Annotated in this window: 14 protein-coding genes; 4 read left to right on the plus strand and 10 right to left on the minus strand. The window is 49.8% G+C overall.

Features of this window, described 5'->3' with window-relative positions; translation table 11 throughout:
- Nucleotides 1–220: 220 nt before the first annotated feature.
- The gene (locus tag DEF47_RS16775) at nt 221–973 is read right to left on the minus strand and encodes an alpha/beta hydrolase (protein WP_287045247.1); all 753 of its coding nucleotides are present in this window, start codon (nt 971–973) and stop codon (nt 221–223) included.
- A 119-nt stretch (nt 974–1092) separates the two neighbouring features.
- Here DEF47_RS16775 and DEF47_RS16780 point away from each other — a divergent pair, with 119 nt between their 5' ends.
- Together DEF47_RS16780 and cobT are read left to right on the plus strand one after the other, a co-directional pair.
- Nucleotides 1093–1785 carry a PRC-barrel domain-containing protein gene (locus DEF47_RS16780; protein WP_012190796.1) on the plus strand — a complete coding sequence of 231 codons (693 nt, stop codon included), beginning with the start codon at nt 1093–1095 and terminating at the stop codon, nt 1783–1785.
- Nucleotides 1781–2827 (plus strand): nicotinate-nucleotide--dimethylbenzimidazole phosphoribosyltransferase, encoded by a 1047-nt coding sequence (gene cobT, locus DEF47_RS16785; protein WP_041306621.1) that lies wholly within the window; start codon nt 1781–1783, stop codon nt 2825–2827. Before DEF47_RS16780 ends, cobT begins: the two co-directional genes overlap by 5 nt.
- Nucleotides 2828–2880: 53 nt before the next feature.
- On the opposite strand, the gene DEF47_RS16790 is transcribed toward cobT, so the two are convergent.
- The 5 genes from DEF47_RS16790 to DEF47_RS16810 all read right to left on the minus strand — a co-directional run bounded on the left by DEF47_RS16790 (nt 2881) and on the right by DEF47_RS16810 (nt 9414).
- On the minus strand, nt 2881–3180 hold the full coding sequence (locus tag DEF47_RS16790) for a hypothetical protein (protein WP_012190798.1): 300 nt from the start codon (nt 3178–3180) through the stop codon (nt 2881–2883).
- A 148-nt stretch (nt 3181–3328) separates the two neighbouring features.
- Nucleotides 3329–5080 carry a S8 family peptidase gene (locus DEF47_RS16795; protein WP_012190799.1) on the minus strand — a complete coding sequence of 584 codons (1752 nt, stop codon included), beginning with the start codon at nt 5078–5080 and terminating at the stop codon, nt 3329–3331.
- A gap of 1143 nt (nt 5081–6223) precedes the next feature.
- Complete coding sequence (locus DEF47_RS16800; protein ID WP_012190800.1) at nt 6224–7069, minus strand: ABC transporter permease; 846 nt, start codon at nt 7067–7069, stop codon at nt 6224–6226.
- A 482-nt stretch (nt 7070–7551) separates the two neighbouring features.
- Complete coding sequence (locus DEF47_RS16805) at nt 7552–8964, minus strand: FAD-dependent oxidoreductase (protein ID WP_012190801.1); 1413 nt, start codon at nt 8962–8964, stop codon at nt 7552–7554.
- 21 nt (nt 8965–8985) lie between these two features.
- Nucleotides 8986–9414 carry a CBS domain-containing protein gene (locus DEF47_RS16810; protein WP_012190802.1) on the minus strand — a complete coding sequence of 143 codons (429 nt, stop codon included), beginning with the start codon at nt 9412–9414 and terminating at the stop codon, nt 8986–8988.
- Between the two features lie 167 nt (nt 9415–9581).
- On the opposite strand from DEF47_RS16810, the gene DEF47_RS16815 reads away from it, so the two are divergent.
- On the plus strand, nt 9582–10106 hold the full coding sequence (locus DEF47_RS16815; RefSeq protein ID WP_012190803.1) for a GNAT family N-acetyltransferase: 525 nt from the start codon (nt 9582–9584) through the stop codon (nt 10104–10106).
- A 240-nt stretch (nt 10107–10346) separates the two neighbouring features.
- Here DEF47_RS16815 and DEF47_RS16820 read toward each other — a convergent pair whose 3' ends face one another.
- Complete coding sequence (locus DEF47_RS16820; RefSeq protein ID WP_012190804.1) at nt 10347–10712, minus strand: DoxX family protein; 366 nt, start codon at nt 10710–10712, stop codon at nt 10347–10349.
- 4 nt (nt 10713–10716) lie between these two features.
- Entirely contained in the window at nt 10717–11703 is a 987-nt protein-coding gene (deoC, locus tag DEF47_RS16825) for a deoxyribose-phosphate aldolase (RefSeq protein ID WP_012190805.1), read from the minus strand.
- 144 nt (nt 11704–11847) lie between these two features.
- Here deoC and DEF47_RS16830 point away from each other — a divergent pair, with 144 nt between their 5' ends.
- A complete protein-coding gene (locus DEF47_RS16830; RefSeq protein ID WP_012190806.1) occupies nt 11848–12546 on the plus strand; it encodes a beta/alpha barrel domain-containing protein in 699 nt (232 codons plus the stop codon).
- A gap of 50 nt (nt 12547–12596) precedes the next feature.
- Here DEF47_RS16830 and DEF47_RS16835 read toward each other — a convergent pair whose 3' ends face one another.
- Together DEF47_RS16835 and DEF47_RS16840 are read right to left on the minus strand one after the other, a co-directional pair.
- On the minus strand, nt 12597–14360 hold the full coding sequence (locus DEF47_RS16835) for a hypothetical protein (RefSeq protein ID WP_012190807.1): 1764 nt from the start codon (nt 14358–14360) through the stop codon (nt 12597–12599).
- 80 nt (nt 14361–14440) lie between these two features.
- Nucleotides 14441–16204 carry a hypothetical protein gene (locus tag DEF47_RS16840; protein WP_012190808.1) on the minus strand — a complete coding sequence of 588 codons (1764 nt, stop codon included), beginning with the start codon at nt 16202–16204 and terminating at the stop codon, nt 14441–14443.
- Nucleotides 16205–16459: the final 255 nt, after the last annotated feature.

The raw sequence follows: 16459 nt of genomic DNA on the forward strand, positions 1-16459 counted from the left end.
CCGCCGTGGGAGAGAGGCTGGGGGTGAGGGATGTGTGCTGATCAGGTACATCGTCACATGGATCAGGGACATCATCGGCGATGCAGTTATCGGTGTTTAATCAAGGCTAGAACACCCGACTGACCATACCGACGATGTGGATGGATTCACCGACGATGTACCTGATCCGTACAGGATGGTTAGAACCACTTGCTAATGCTATGAATCATTACAAGTAGATTTAGGCTTGATTTGCTAGATCGAGTTGTTGGCAAACCCAACTCAGACTAGCCGCTAAATTTTCATCACAATAACGCCACGTATGGCCGCCTGGACGTTCGCGATAGATATGCGGAATATGCTGTTGGCGCAGCGCATGATGAAACAAGCGATTCTCCTCAACCAAAAAATCGTCAATTCCACAATCAAAATGCATCGCCGGAATCGGCACGACCAATTGTTCAAGCATCCGAAAGAGGCTATATTCTTGGCGAATGGGGCTATCGACTGGTCCGAAAATCACCATATTCGAGGGATCGTCGATCCAGCGCGGGGCATCAACTGCCCCACTATGGCTAAAAACGGCGCTCCAATGCTGCGGATAGCGCAATCCCAAGCGCAGCGCTCCATAGCCACCCATTGAAACGCCGCCAATTGCACGGCCCTCACGTTGCCTGATTGTCGTATACTGAGCATCAATCAATTGAGGCAACTCAGCGGCGAGAAACTCCTCAATCTGCTGGCCACCAAGGCCGTTGGCATAAAATGAGCGCCCACAATGCGGCATTACCACAATTAAGCGCGTCGCAGCAATATATTGCCGAATATTTGTATAATCCAACCAGCACATATAACTATCTGACAACCCGTGGAGCAAGGTTACGACCGGACAGGCAGGCCCGTCGGCTGAATGGTCGGGCGGTACAAGCACTGCGATCGGCACAACCATATCGAGCATCGTACTGCTGCAAGAAACGACCTCTAACTGATGCATGGTGGCTGCTCGCCTCCATCCGAGATGCTGGAACTAGACCCAAGCATACCGCAGGCTTTAGCGGCTCGTCAACTGCGCAGCGCGTCATTCCAACCAAATTTAGCTATGGAGTTATGGCAATGTATAAGGCAGGAGAATTGGTCAAAAAATCGATTATTCGGGTCGATACTGGTAATATTATCGGTTCAGTCGCCGATCTTTTGGTTGATCACGATGCGGGGCGAATCGTTGGGCTATTGACTAGCACGGGCGGCCTGTTTCGCGAAGCTACAATTGTTGAATGGGCACAAGTTTTGGTCTGGGTTGGCGATGTGATTTTGGTTAAAGCTGGCTGCGAAGTGCTACGGGCCAACGCCATCCCCCATGTTCATGCCCTGCTCGAAAAGAAAATACACCTCACGGGCACGCCCGCGATTGGTCGATCAGGCAATAAATTGGGCACGATTGGCGAATTATTGCTCGATGAAACTGGCCTGATCGTTGGCTATGTGATCACCCGTGGCGTGTTGAAGGGCGAACGGCAATATGTGCTCAGCGGCGGCATCGCGGGCATTGGCAGTGATGCAGTGGTGGTGTATGATGAAGCCTTGCGCGATACGCTCGAAGGGCTTGAGCCAAGCATCCCCGACCCCAAATTGACCATGGTCATGCCCTTAACTGGCACGCGTTTGAGCGTTGAAGCCCCAGCAACACCCGCCAATCCAGCCGAATCCAAGCCTAGTCCAACTGATGTCCAACGTTTGTCCTCGAATGAAATTGATGCTATTCTGCGCGGCGATCAACCTATACCTGGAGCAACGAGTGAACATTGACGATCTATCAGCCACGATTGCCGAGCTTGATTCCGCTGCAATTCAGCAAGCGCAACAACGCCAAGATCAACTGACCAAGCCGCAGGGAGCGCTGGGCCTGCTCGAAACCTTGTCAATTCAATTAGCAGGTATCACTCAGCAATGCCCGCCAAGCGTGCAAAAACCGATCATTGTCGTTGCGGCAGCCGATCATGGGGTGGCTGAATATGGAGTGAGCGCCTATCCCTCAAGCGTCACGGCCCAAATGGTGGCGAATTTTTTGGCGGGCGGCGCGGCGGTGAGCGTTTTGGCCCGCCATGTTGGAGCTGAACTCTTAATCATTGATGCGGGGGTACAAACCGCAATTGTTAGCGAGGCCGCTAATTTTCGCAGCGAATGGCTGGGGGCTGGCACGCACAACTTGGCAATTGAACCAGCAATGAGCCAAGCCCAAGCTCAATCAGCATTTGAACGCGGCATACGCATCGCTCATGAATTGGCTGATGCAGGCCACGATTTGATTGCGCTTGGCGAGATGGGGATTGGCAATACGACCGCTGCCGCCTGTTTAACCGCGATCTATTGCCAGCAACCTGCGGCTGCCGTTACTGGCCATGGCACGGGCGTACAAGCCGAGCACTATCAACGCAAAATCGAGGTTGTGGCTCAAGCAGTGGCACGGGTTGGCAGTAATGTGGATGGACTTCAGCCATTAATCGAGGTTGGCGGCTTTGAAATTGGTATTTTGGCGGGCATTATTGTGGGTGCTGCTCAGCGGCGTGTGCCAATTTTAGTTGATGGTTTTATCACCACAGCGGCGGCTTTGGTAGCCCAAGCGCTTGCGCCAAAGGCGATTGATTATTGTATTGCAGCGCATTGTGGAGCTGAGCCAGGCCATCGGATTGCTTTGCAACAATTGGGTTTGCGGCCATTGCTTGAGCTTGATTTACGGCTTGGCGAAGGCAGCGGCGCGGCTTTGGCGATTCCGTTGGTGCAAGCGGCCTGTCGCATTTTAAGCGAAATGGCCACTTTTGCTAGCGCCCACGTTGATACGGCGCTCTAAAAAACGAATGGCCAGCAGGTATCGCCTGCTGGCCAGCGAGTAGCTCGACAAGACTACCACGAAACCCCATCTTTTTTAGCATCGAAGGTTTCCAAATCAAGCTCCATTGGTGGACGCACCGCAAAATCGGTATATTCTTGTTGCTTGAGTGGAGCCAAAACCGAAGCAATAATGGTGACCACTAAGCCCAGCATAATTGCCAAGAAGGCCAAAGCCCCAGCTGGCGAATCATCGGCAAACAACATCATTGGCACAACAATAAACGAAAGCACCGCTAAAAAAAGTACAAACAGCGTGCCAATAATCGAATAGCTACGCTTGTTGGTCAAAGGTTTGTTTGACTCACTGGCCATTGATCGCTCACTCCTTAAACATGGTTGGTGGTTGCTAGCTCTATTTTAGCGTAACGCAAGGCGCTTGTAAAACGCCACACCCGCCAACATTGCTGTTGACGGGTGTGACTGACGTTGTTCGATTGCAAACTAAGGAAGAACGAGCAGCTTATTGAAGGCTTACATCGTCAACAAAGAACGATGTGATCAATGAGCTATCTGTTGTGGTTTCAAAGCGGATACGAACCGTTTGACCAGCATAGGCTGCCAAGCTCAAGCTTTCAGCCACCCAAGCGTTCTTGGTGTTGACATTCGAGCGAGTAGCCAAGGTTCCCAATAAGGTTCCGCTGGTGTTGTAGACCCGAACGCGCAGGTAGTCGTAAGCTGTCGTGCTGCCTTCGGCAGTGGTTTGATACCAGTAGAAGCTCAATGACTTGCCTGCTGGCACGGTCAACGTTTGGTAGATCCCTTCGCTGGCATTGTTGTAGCCACCCATGTAAACGCTGTAGCTACCAGTGCGTGGGCGAGTGGTATCAATTACGTTATAACCACCGCTTGAGGCTTGGGTCCAGCCAGTTGTGCCACTTTCGAAGCCACCATTGACAATGCTACCGCCGCCTGGAGGTGGGGTTGCGGTTGGTGGAACCACGGTTGGGGTGGTTGGATTTGGCGTGCTGGTTGGAGGCGTTGGGGTTGGGGTTGAGCCACCGTTGTTGACAGCATTGTAGACGTTGATCCGACCACAAGTCCAAGTGCTGCCTGTGCCCGTGATGCGATCTGAGGTCGAGCAGATGCGGTCGCGAATTTGGCTATTGGTCAAGCCTTGTGAGGCCAACAAGCCAGCCAAACCAGCAACGTGTGGGGTAGCCATTGAAGTACCATTGATCGTGTTGTAGCCACTGTTGATCCAAGTTGAGTAGATGCTCGAACCTGGGGCAGCCACTTCAACCCACGAACCGTAGTTCGAGAACGATGAACGAGCATCGCTTGAGGTGGTTGAGGCGATCGCAAAACAGTTGGTGTAAGCAGCTGGATACGAGCTGGTGGTGCTTGAGGTGTTGCTATTACCAGCAGCACAAGCCAAGAACACCCCACGGCCCCAAGCGTAGTCAACAGCATTTTGCAATGCGGTCGAACCACCACCACCAAGGCTCAAATTGATGACTTTTGCGCCATTGTCGGCAGCGTAGGTGATCCCATTGGCCACACCAGCCAACGTCCCACTACCATCGTTGCCCAATACCCGCACTGGCATCACCTTACAATTTGGACATGTGCCAGCACCACCAGTGCTGTTATTCGTTTCAGCGGCGCTTGTACCTGCAACGTGGGTACCGTGGCCATTGCCGTCGGTTGGCGTTGAGTCGTTGTCGATATAGTCGTAGCCAGCCACCATCTTGGCATCAAGATCAGGGTGGGTGCCTTGAACCCCTGTATCAACAACTGCAATCACCACGCTGCTGCTGCCTTGGGTTATATCCCAACCGGTATATGCACGGATGACACCCCATGCCCATTGTGAGCTTTGGCTTGGGTCATTGGGCGTAAAATTCACATTATAAATAAAGTTGGGTTCGGCATATTCGACATTGGGATTTTGCTTCAAGCCAGCCAAGACAGCTTCGCGACCTGCGAGGGTATCGTTGCTCTTGAGGCTCGCAACTTCGATCACTTCTGCATCAAGCGCTGCAATGCGATCGATTTGTACCGCGCCGAGGGCTTTGAGGGCCGAGCTGCGGTTGGCTTTGCTGGTTGTGGCTTTGAATTTGACCACAAATTGGCCCGCTACTGCTGGAGCAGCAAAATCAACGCGATCAACTGGTTTCGCAGGAGTTCGGCTTTGACCAAATGATGGGTTGGGAGCACTGAAGATAATGACAAGACTGCAGATCAAGACGAATGAAACAAACAGACGCTTCAAGGGTGCCTCCTCAATATGTGGATTGCAAATTTACCATGGGCAATCCCAAAACCGACAGTGGTTGGATTACCGCACGTACACATCATTGTTTCGAAGGAATCGGTGAGGCCGTTGGGTTCTTCCGAAGTCGCATGCCCCTTTCTGTGGATTAAGTAAGTGGCCAGTCGAACAACATCGGGATACTCAAGTGGTCGAGTACATGACATATATTAAATCATTTTAACGAATTTGTCAAAATTATTAATATTTATTTGTCATAGGCTAAAAACACAACCATCACGAAATCGCTGATCTCGTGATGGTTGCTAGAGTTTATTGAACGGTCAGTTTAGAAAATGATAATCATGAAATCCTCCCCAAGATAGTGCATATGGCCTCAACACAACCAAAATATAGCTGTGAATTCACAAAGCCTCGTTGATCCTGGCGACGAGCATTGCTCATCGGTCGTGTTCCACCCTGCATTGGGAAGATCAGCGCTTAGTATCCGAGGCTTGCACACCCTCAATCTTAGAAGATTATTACCATAAACAGACCCCCAAACGTTATGTCAGTTCGATTATGCTGAATTCATTTAGAAAATGATAATCATGGTAGCCTCCCTCGCTATTTACACGGGGATGTTCCGGTAAACCGAGCAAGATCCGGTGGAGTTTATTGGTGTTGGGCGATGATACGTTAGCTGTAGGGATGTTGGATGTGTGGTGAGATTCCTCCTTAACGCCAGAGACCTCTCACGTTGAAACCATTGGTGGCTGATCAGGCTGATTCCTAGGCCGAATAGCCGTGATTCACTACAAAAATGGCTTCTACAGGCTATCGTAGGTAGGTTGTTAGGCCTATTGTACCTGTACAGCGTTTTTTTGTCAAAATTATTAATGGTTCTTTGGTCCTAAAGGGGGGATAGCTATCCCCCCTGAAGTCGCTAAAAGGTTTAACCCCGGCCTGAAAAGCATGACCTTAGTCCTATAATGCTTCGTAGTACAGTGGTTACTCTAGCGCTAGATTATAAAAAAATACCCCCCAAGGGGGATATTGAATCTATACCATTAATTTTTAGCGTCACTGCTGAGTAAAATGATTAATTATGTTCAAAATGGCTTCAAATTGGGCTGGTTGCTGCAAAAATGTGTCAATAAGCGCTTAGCCGTTGCGTTTTAGGCGGCCTGTGCGTTTGGCATATTCCTCGCCCCGCAAGAAAATCCACAAGCCAAAGGGAACAAGTAGCAAACCACTGCCCAACAATGGCAACAGGTAGCTGGCCCAGAGGTCGAGCGGCCCAGCATTATTTTGCAAAGCCCGCCGCATGCCTTCCAACACATAGGTCGCTGGCGAGACCGAGGCCAGTGGTTGCATCCAGGTTGGCAATACGCTAATTGGGTAGTACACACCTGAAACCAACAAAATTGTGGCTTTGACGATGTTCGTCATCTGCGCTCCACGTTCGGGAAAGAGTAATGGCAAAACCGCTGCCACAATCCCTAAGCCTATAAAGCTGATACTGCCCGTCAGCAAGATGACGGTTGCACCCAAGAAGTTGGCATTCTCAAGGCTAATTTGAAAAAACACCGCCACAAAGGCCAAAATAATCCCTGTATGAAACAAGCCCCAGAAGATTGCAAAAATTGTTGTGCCCAGCATGTGGGTCAGGCGCGAAATCGGAGCCATAAAGGTATATTCAATTGTGCCTTCCCAACGCTCCCACTGCACCGATTCAGCAATACAATCAAAGACCACCGCCAAATAGTGCCAAACCAATGTCCCGACAATCAGATATAAAATTGTGGCATTGATTGTTGCTTGGTCGAATTCTTGGCCGGTAATCGCCCCAACCGCCTTACCAATAAAGGTAATCGATAAGGCATTGACAATCGAATAGATTAACCAAACAACTTCCCAACCCCAATAGCGTTTGATTAAGTTGATATTGCGCTCAACAAATGCATACGATGCGCGAGTTTCGCGCCAAAACGAACGCCCAAATGCCATAGCTCGCTCCTTATTTTACGATGATGGGTAGTTGCTCTATGCATTGTACTGCGTTCTGAAGCTTGCCAAATCCGCCAAAAGGCAGAGCGAAGGATGAAGGATGAATTATGAGGGATGAAATTAAGAACATAGAGCAAAGAACATAGAACATAGGGTTAAGTCAGAAGTCAAAAATCAAAAGGCAAAATTGGGCTTGAAATTTAACGCAGCGACGCAGAGTTTCAAAGGATGAAGGATGAAATTAAGCGCAGAGAAGTATGGCTATTGGCTTTGAGCTAACAGAACAATTAATCTACATCATCTGGGTCAATCTGTGGCTAAAAACAAGCCTTCGCGTCCTTCGTGCTCTTCGTGGTTTCGTTCTTCGTGCTCTTCGTGGATTCAACTTAACTGACCCCTGATCCCCAGCCCCTGACCCCTAAAAGACAAACCCACACCTGATATTACTCAGCTGTGGGCTTTGTTTTTAAAGTTGCGTAATTTTAGGCAGTTACATTTTTGCCAAGTGCAGCCAACATATCTTCGATGCGGGTGAATTTGACCCGTGGCCGACCTGTAGCCGCGCCATTGGCAACCTCAATCTCGTCGAGGTGTTGCCAATCGGCAAAGGTTACATAGTTGGGTTGGCGTTCTTGCACCAATTTTTCAATGCTTTCGCGCTCGGCATGGCTAGGATTGAGCACTTGCCCTGTCGCCAAATCTTCCAACATACATTGGACAGTTTCAACTGCATCGGGCTTGTTGGTGCCAATCACGCCACTCGGGCCGCGCTTGATCCAGCCAGCAGTATATTCGCCAATTTTGGGCTGTTGGCTGGTTGGGTCGATAATGCGGCCTTTTTGGTTGAGGAAGGTTCCCCAGCGTTCATTGAATGGTACATCAACCAATGGTGAACCACGATAGCCAACCGAACGGAAAACCAAGCCAACGGGCAAATCTTCGGTTTCGCCAGTTGCGCGTGAGGCGATGCTGCCCGATTCGCTGGCGTAAAGTTCGTTTTTAGCCAAACGCAAGCCTGCTACCCGCCCATCGCTATCGCCTAAAACTTCGGTTGGGCTAACCAAGAAGCGGAAAATCAAGCGGCGTTTTTTGCCTTCGGGCGCACGTTGAGCGTAGCCTTGCAGCAATTCGACCTTCTTCTGAGCAGCTTTATCGCCACCAGCCTCTAGATCGGCGCGGCTCACATCGTCGAGGGCAACTTCGCTGGGAATCGCCACCACATCGGCTTCTTCCAGCTCGCCCAATTCTTTGACTTCGGGAGTGGTGAAGGCTGCTTGAGCTGGCCCACGTCGCCCCAGCAAATACACTTCTTTAATATTGCTTTTGCTGAGTGCTTCCAAAGCATGGTCGGCGATGTCGGTACGCGCTAATTCTTCGTGCGAGAGGCACAAAATCCGTGCTACATCAATTGCCACGTTGCCAACCCCAACTACCGCCACCCGCTCTTGCGAGAGATCGAATTGCAGATGACGATAATCGGGATGGCCGTTGTACCAAGCCACAAAGGCGGTCGCCGGAAAACTATTAGTCAGATCCTCGCCAGGAATCCCCATATGGCGATCACTTTGCGCACCTGTGGCATATAAAATTTGATGGTAGTGTTCAACTAAATCGGCGTGGCTCAGATCTTTACCATATTCCACATAGCCAAAAAAGCGAAAACGAGGATTTTTGGCAACCAAATTAAAGGCCTTGGTGACGGTCTTGATCTTCTGATGATCAGGAGCGACCCCACCGCGAACCAAACCAAATGGCGTTGGCAAACGGTCGAACATATCAACTTCTACAACCAGATCGCTTTGTTTGAGCAAGTGATCCGCCGCATAAAATGCCGATGGCCCAGAACCAATGATCGCAACCCGTAATGGCTGCGCTTCAGTTCCCACAGTTGTCATGATCGCAATCCTTTTGAGCGTCTAGCCCTCTTCGATAATTTGAGTTTCGAGGGTATCGAGCTTACCTTCATATTCCCCAAGTTGTGCCTTGACCACATCGCCAATCGACACAATCCCAAGTAAGATGTCGCCATCAAGAATGGGTAAGTGGCGGAAGCGGCGGTTGGTCATGGTTTGGAGCACGGCTTTAAGATCATCACTGGGGCGACCGGTTATCACATTGGCCGTCATCACATGCTGCACTTGGCGCTCAAAAATTGCCGGATCTTGGGCTGCCGCCCGAATAATATCTCGCTCGGAGATAATTCCGACAATTCGATCATCTTCCATTACCACCAATGTGCCAATGTTGTGTTCGGATAAAATCGCCACGGCTTGGCTCAGCGGGGCTTGCGGAGTAATCGTATGAATGATGGGACTTTTGGTTGCGAGCACATGCTTGATCTTCATAGCGTACCTCCAATCTAGCAGCGAATGGGGACGATGTAGGGCAACGATGCCATGCTGATAGTATCATACTTATGTCGATCCCGATATGCAAGATCAATGCCCATCACGCTTAATTGATAATTAATTTTGGTCAGAATCGCGCTATTTGAAATTTCTTGCGAGGTTGTATGCTTGATCCTCAGGTTTTTTCAACTAAACGTTTGATTGCCAGCGCAATCAGCCTTGAACACGCCGATCTACTGGTGGCAATGCACCAAAATCCCACGGTGATGGCAACCCTCGGCGGTTTGCAAGATCGCCAACGAACCTTGCAAGGCTTGCACAATCAAATTGCCGATTGGCAGCAAGCAGGGTATGGCTTGTGCATTTTTCACGATCGGGCAAGTGGGGCGTTTGTTGGACGGGGAGGTTTACGTTTATTGCAAATCGATGAGCAGCCTGAGACTGAAATTGGCTATGCCTTGCTGCCAGAATGGTGGGGCCAAGGCTTGGCGACCGAAATTGCCAGTCGAGCACGAACTGTCGCCTTTGAACAATTGGAGTTAGCGTCGATTGTACTTTTTACGATGACTACCAATCTTGCATCGCAGCGGGTTGCCGAAAAATTAGGGATGCGCTATGAACGCCATTTTGAGCGAGCTAATCTGCCGCATGTGCTCTTTCGTCAAACCAAAGCGGCATGGGCTGGGTAATTTCCCTCACCCCCTCCTTACAAGGGTAGGTTTTAAGCCCCCTCACCCCAACCCCTCTCCCATCGGATGGGAGAGGGGCTGTAATGGCGTGGTTTTGGCATGATCTATGGTGAAAACGGGTGCTCCCCCTCGCCCGCGTTTTCGTGGGAGAGGGGGTTGGGGGGTGAGGGAACGCTCCACCGCAAACCAACCGTAAAAAATCTACCCTTGGATGGGGCTAGGGGTGAGGGCATCAAACAATTAGGCTTCGTCGCGCGAAACCCACCATGCCAACCAGATTAGCAAAGGTTGGAATGGCAAGCGTAGCCACAACAACACTGGACGTTGTTTGCCAAACAACGGTGGATTTTGCTTGAGCATTTGAATATTGGCCGGAAACACCGCCAAATACAAGGCCATCAAACCGAGGCCAGCTTTGCGGCGCACCCCTGGCAATAACAAGCCTAGCCCACCCAAAATCTCAAACAAACCGCTGAGATAGACCATGCTGCGTGGACGCGGCAACGAAGGTGGTACAATCTTGATGAAGGGCTTGGGATTGGTAAAGTGTAAAACTCCCACCAACACCATAAAACTCGCCAGCAACCCACGAACCAGACGTTTCATTGTACTACCCCATTGGATGGCGAATCGCCGACGAATATTGGCCAGTTAAATAATGCTCTAATTGACGCTCAATATCGCCCAGCAAGGCACTCGCACCATAGCGAAACAAATGTGGATGCAGCCATTGATCGCCGAGTTCTTCCTTGATCAACGCCAGCCAATCCAACGATTGTTTAGCAGTTCGGATGCCACCAGCAGGCTTGAAGCCAACTTTATAGCCGGTTTGCTCATGGTAATCGCGAATTGCCCGAACCATGACTAACGACACTGGCAGGGTGGCATTAACTGGCTCTTTGCCAGTCGAAGTTTTGATGAAATCAGCGCCAGCCAACATACAAACTAGGCTAGCTTGAGCAATATTGCGCAAGGTTCCAAGCTCGCCTGTGGCTAAAATGGTTTTCATATGGGCTTCGCCGCAGGCTTCGCGAAACGCCCTCACTTCATCATACAAGCCTTGCCAATCGCCGTTCAGCACAAGATGCCGTGAAATCACAATATCGATTTCGCGAGCACCAGCAGCAACCGATGCTTCGATCTCACGCAAGCGTAACTCCATGGGGGATAACCCTGCGGGGAAGCCAGTTGATACTGCGGCAACCGGAATGGCTGTACCTTGGAGTGATTGTACGGCGGTGGCAACAAAGGTATGGTAGACACACACAGCACCAACCGTTAGATTGAGACTGCGAATACCCAGTGCATCGACCAAATCGCCACGAATCGGCTGACGAGCTTTTAAACATAAACGCTGGACTGTGCCAACCGTATCATCACCTGAAAGGGTGGTTAAATCCATACAGCTAATTGCTTTTAACAGCCAAGCTGCCTGCCAATCTTTTTTAACCGTGCGTCGATTTGGCAAGCTGCTCACGCGGCGCTCCACCGCTGAGCGATTGACGCGAATACTATTGACCCAGCCAAGGTCGAGCGGGCTGATGGGGTTACGTTGTTCGTGCGTCATTGCCGTGACACGCTCCACTTCGGTTTGCATAGTTCATCCTTGGGGTCGAAAGGCATATCGACCCATACTGGTTGTTATCAAATCGTCATCCACAATGCGGATCATGTCGCTGATAATACCATAAGCTTTTGTGCTTAGTACAATTGCTTTGCTTAATTAAAGGAGTTGATTGCGATGACAACAATTCGCCATTCTGTGGAAGCCACGGTTAGTCGGATGGTGTTGCGCACGTTGCGCGAGCGAGCACAGCTGGCAGGCCTACCGCAAGCCCGTAGTGATGCGCCCCGTGCCTTAGCAGCCTTGCTTGATCAAACTATTACTGAACAAGTCAGTTTAGATCAGCTCCAACGCCAAGCTCAACAAGCGATCGAAGCCGGAATTGGCTGCTTAGTTGTGCCATTGGAGCAAGCCGAACTCTGGGTTGATGCGACTGCTGGCAGTGGACTCCGCATTGGCGTGGCAACCCACACTCGTGAACAAGCCGAGCAGGCCTTACGGCTTGGCGTTACCGAAATTGAACTCATTGTGCCGCAAACGGTCATTGGAGATGCAGAACACTTAGAAACATGGCTTGGCGAAATGCTGCCGCGTTCGTATGATCCCAAGCCAGTGCTTAAACTCAACCTAACTGCCTGCGATCATCACCAGATTTTGCTGCGAGCATGTGCTCAAGCCGCCACCCACGATTTGGATCTCGTGACCGTGCCCGCTGGGCTAGTCGCTGATGTGCGGCGTACCATCAACTCGGCGATGGGGATTAAAGTTGCTGCTGTGGATAATTTGGCCCAAGCCCGTGGGTTGTTGAGCAATGGATGCACCCGTTTAGGCACAAGTATTGCGCCAGATTTATTGGCAGCAGCACAGCTTAAATAGAAATGTGCCGTCAAAATAACGGCACATCTCAAACAAACCAACAAATGAGCTTATTGAACTGCTGGTAAGAACAGTGGATTACCAACCACAATCAGACCATTAGACTGATTATCATTGCTGATATCGCCCGCAACCATACCGCCGATCGTCACGGAAAATGGTCGTTGTTCGCCAACCTCGGCATCGGGTAAGCCAACATAGACCACAAAGCTTTGTTCGCTACAGTTCGTAGGAATCTGGTTCAGTTGCCATGTCAGCATCGAGCCTTGGATGGTTGGGGTAATTCCGCTCGTATCGCTAAGATACTCGACTCCATCGGTGAGGGTCAACGTTACAGTAATGCTTTGCTGCATAAGCGTGCCATCATTACCAATTGTCACCGGAATTGCGCCAACTTGCTCACTGGCCGTTCCGACGACGGTACTACTCTTCAGCCATGTATTGCCACTTTCGCGGTACAGCCAAGGCTCGTGACCAAGGGATGGCGTTGTAGCCCCAAACACTACGCCTTGAGTAGTGGCAAGAAATAAACCAGGGTCAGCATTAACCGTATTTGAACCAACTAGGCCAAGCATTGTTGGGTTTGCACCAGCACAAGTCAATTTCCATGGCTGCACGCCACCTTGGGCAGTCGCAGCACTGAAGTACAATTGATTACCAACTGCTGCCAAGTTTTTTGGGTTGCTAGCATTTACGCCTGGAATACCATCGTGCACGAGGGTCGTCCCAGCGATTGTGCCATCAGTGCGCCAAAGCTCGCGGCCATAATTCGCATGGTCGGCGGTGAAGTAAAGATACTTCCCAATCACTGGGCCAAAACTGACATTATCAAGGCCATTTGGATTAACATCAATTGGGTAGGTTCCCGCAACCGTCCCATCAGTGCTCCATAAGCGCTCACCACCAAAATAGGTCATCAGGCCAATCCCATTGACGCTGGTAAGTTGCATGGGACCCTCGCCAACATCAATGCGATTCTCAAAACGCACCATGCCCGTTGGAGTTCCATCGCTTGTCACAACCCCATCATGAAATGAATTGAAGATTAGTTTGCCACCAGCGACAATGGGTCCCAGAACCTGAGCATATTTACGGGTATCGATTGAATGAACTTTGTAGGTTCCCTCAGCCGTTCCATCAGTTCGCCATAAATCGGAGGTAGCACCATAGGTAATAATCGTGATGGTTGAGGTAACAAAATAGATTGCCCCATTGTATTCAACCAAGCGATCAATATTGCTCGCCGACCACGCAGAATTAAAGGCAACCGCCTTTTTAACCAGCACTGGTGCTAAGGCCTGATCAAGTTTCCAGATTTCAATCTGCCCTTCATAGGAAAAAATGAAATACAGCGTATTTTGCACAACCTGCATCAGGCTAATTTTGACATAGCCTGTGGAGTAGTTGCTTGGATCGAGGCTGACAACCTTGGTAATGCTATTGGATGAACCATCGGTTTGCCAAATCGAGTAGCCATCAGTCTCGGTATGGGCTGCAATATAGACATATGCACCATAGCCAACAAGATATTGCGGGCTAATCGCGTTTTGTGCGGCGGTGGTCAGCATAAAGGTTCCAGCAGCCGTCCCATCACTGCGCCATAAACCAACACCGTTATTACCATCGTTAGCGACAAAGTAGCTTAACCCGTTATAGGCTAGATTAATCGATTCATTGCTGATCGATGAGGTTGCTCCAGTCGCAAGGTCGCTGAGGTTTGCCACCGAGGTTTCAGCCGAAGCTGCGGGCAACCAACTACTGCCAAGTAAAAGCAGGCCAATCAAGGCCAAATAGCGAAATGTGATTCGACGCATTGTTTTCTCCTCAGATAATTAATTTGGATATAGCTCATTACGGGCTAAGCCATGCTGCCAGCGCTTAGCCAATTTCAATATTATTGAACTGCTGGTAAGAAGAGGGGAGTACCAACCACCAGCTGGCCATTAACTTGATTGTCGTTGGCACTATCGCCTGGGGCCATGCCACTTAGTTGGAGCGTAAATGGACGGTGTTGATTTAAGGAGAAACTAGGCAACTTAACATACACCACAAAACTGTGTTCGTTACAATTTGCTGCAATCCGATCAAGTTTCCAAGCATAACTATTGGCTTGGATTGTCGGGGTAATGCCACTTGTATCACTGAGATATTCGACCCTATCAGTGAGAATAAGGGTGAGTTCGAGAGTTTGCTGCATAATCGTGCCATCATTGCCAATCGTCACCGGAATTGCGGCAACCTGATCGCTCGCAGTTGCGACTACTGCATTACTTTTCAGCCACGTATTGCCACTTTCGCGATACAGCCATGGTTCGTGGCCAAGAGCAGGGGTATTCGCAGCAAACACGATGCCTTGGGGAGTTTCAAGGTACATGCCAGGGTTGGCATTGGCACTAATTGAATCAATTGGGCCAATCATCTGCGGGTTGGCTCCAACACAATCCAACTTCCATGGTTGGACACCACCTTGGCTATTCGTGGCAGTGAAATAAAGTTGTTTGCCAACTGTCGCGAAGTTGATGGGATTGCTACTCGTCGGGCCTGCAATGCCATCGATGACTAAGCTGGTGCCAGCAAGCGTGCCATTGGTGCGCCACAATTCGCGGCCATAACTCGGGTGTTCGGCAGTAAAGTAGAGATAGTTACCAACCACTGGGCCAAATATGAGATTATCAGGGCCATGTGGATTAACATCAATTGGATAGGTTCCCTCAACTGTTCCATCAGTTCGCCACAAGCGATGACCATGATACCGAGTCAACAGGCCAATCCCATTCACACTAACAAGCTGCATTGGGGCATCACCATCTTCGATGGTATCAAATAATGGCTCACTACCATTGGGGTAGCCATTGCTCGCCACAACCCCATCAAGCAACGAATTGAAAATCAGCTTACCGCCGGCAACGACTGGCCCTTGAACTCTAGCATATTTGCGCCCATCGATCACCTGAACGCTATAGGTGCCTTCGGGAGTGCCATCGGTACGCCATAAATCTGAGAAATATCCCCAAAATGGTATATCGGTTGTTGAAACCAAGAAATAAACCGCTCCATTGAATTCAACTAAGCGATCAATGCTTGAAACGGTGAATTGCATTGCGCTCGCCCGAAAAGCTTTAATCCTGACTGGTTGCAAGGCCTGATCAAGTTTCCAAACCTCAACCATCGATTCATAAGCAAAGAAGAAATAGAGTGTATTTTGGGCCACTTGCATCAAGCTAATTTTGACATAGCCAGTAGTTACGCTGCTTGAATCGAAGCTGACAACTTTGCTAATGCTATTGGGCGAGCCATCGGTTTTCCAGATTGAGTAACCATCGGTGTGAGTATAAGTTGCAATATAGGCATATGCGCCATAACCAACCAGATACTGGGGAATGATGTTGGTTTGCTGGGCAGTGGTCAGCCTAAATGTCCCTGCGGCAGTGCCATCACTACGCCATAATGTCCAACCATTTGATTGATCATTGGCGGTAAAATAGGCTAATCCGTTATGGACGATTCGCATGGTGTCGTTACTAATTGATGAGGTTGTTCCAAGTGCAAGATCGTTGAGGGTTACTACCGAGGTTTCTGCCGAAGCTGCGGGCAGCCAAATACTGCCAAGCAAGAAGATAGCACACAGTGCTACAAGCTTAAGCCACCTACGACCCATATAATCCTCCTCACAATAAAACCAAAACCACCAGCCTTCCACGCCCTCACTATATCACGACCATTGCCTATGGTGTTACCAGTACTTTTGTTGGATATTTGATAATCGTTCAATAGCAGTTTGACAGTAGCCTACGCTGGTGCTATACTGGGCGGTCGATGCCCCGTGGTGGGCATGCTTTTTTTGCTGCAATTTTTCGCTGGTGTTCATCAGCCAACTGACTGATGGATAACCAATAGATTATGACTGTTCGCG

Source organism: Herpetosiphon sp. (genome assembly GCF_003512625.1).
Classification (GTDB): Bacteria; Chloroflexota; Chloroflexia; order Chloroflexales; family Herpetosiphonaceae; genus Herpetosiphon; species Herpetosiphon aurantiacus.

Coding starts and splice junctions, on each gene's coding strand:
- DEF47_RS16810 (WP_012190802.1), bottom strand. CDS start 9,414: ATGAAGATCAAGCATGTGCTCGCAACCAAAAGTCCCATCATTCATACG.
- DEF47_RS16790 (WP_012190798.1), bottom strand. CDS start 3,180: ATGGCCAGTGAGTCAAACAAACCTTTGACCAACAAGCGTAGCTATTCG.
- DEF47_RS16775 (WP_287045247.1), bottom strand. CDS start 973: ATGCATCAGTTAGAGGTCGTTTCTTGCAGCAGTACGATGCTCGATATG.
- DEF47_RS16800 (WP_012190800.1), bottom strand. CDS start 7,069: ATGGCATTTGGGCGTTCGTTTTGGCGCGAAACTCGCGCATCGTATGCA.
- DEF47_RS16835 (WP_012190807.1), bottom strand. CDS start 14,360: ATGCGTCGAATCACATTTCGCTATTTGGCCTTGATTGGCCTGCTTTTA.
- DEF47_RS16820 (WP_012190804.1), bottom strand. CDS start 10,712: ATGAAACGTCTGGTTCGTGGGTTGCTGGCGAGTTTTATGGTGTTGGTG.
- DEF47_RS16780 (WP_012190796.1), top strand. CDS start 1,093: ATGTATAAGGCAGGAGAATTGGTCAAAAAATCGATTATTCGGGTCGAT.
- DEF47_RS16830 (WP_012190806.1), top strand. CDS start 11,848: ATGACAACAATTCGCCATTCTGTGGAAGCCACGGTTAGTCGGATGGTG.
- DEF47_RS16815 (WP_012190803.1), top strand. CDS start 9,582: ATGCTTGATCCTCAGGTTTTTTCAACTAAACGTTTGATTGCCAGCGCA.
- DEF47_RS16805 (WP_012190801.1), bottom strand. CDS start 8,964: ATGACAACTGTGGGAACTGAAGCGCAGCCATTACGGGTTGCGATCATT.
- DEF47_RS16840 (WP_012190808.1), bottom strand. CDS start 16,204: ATGGGTCGTAGGTGGCTTAAGCTTGTAGCACTGTGTGCTATCTTCTTG.
- deoC (WP_012190805.1), bottom strand. CDS start 11,703: ATGCAAACCGAAGTGGAGCGTGTCACGGCAATGACGCACGAACAACGT.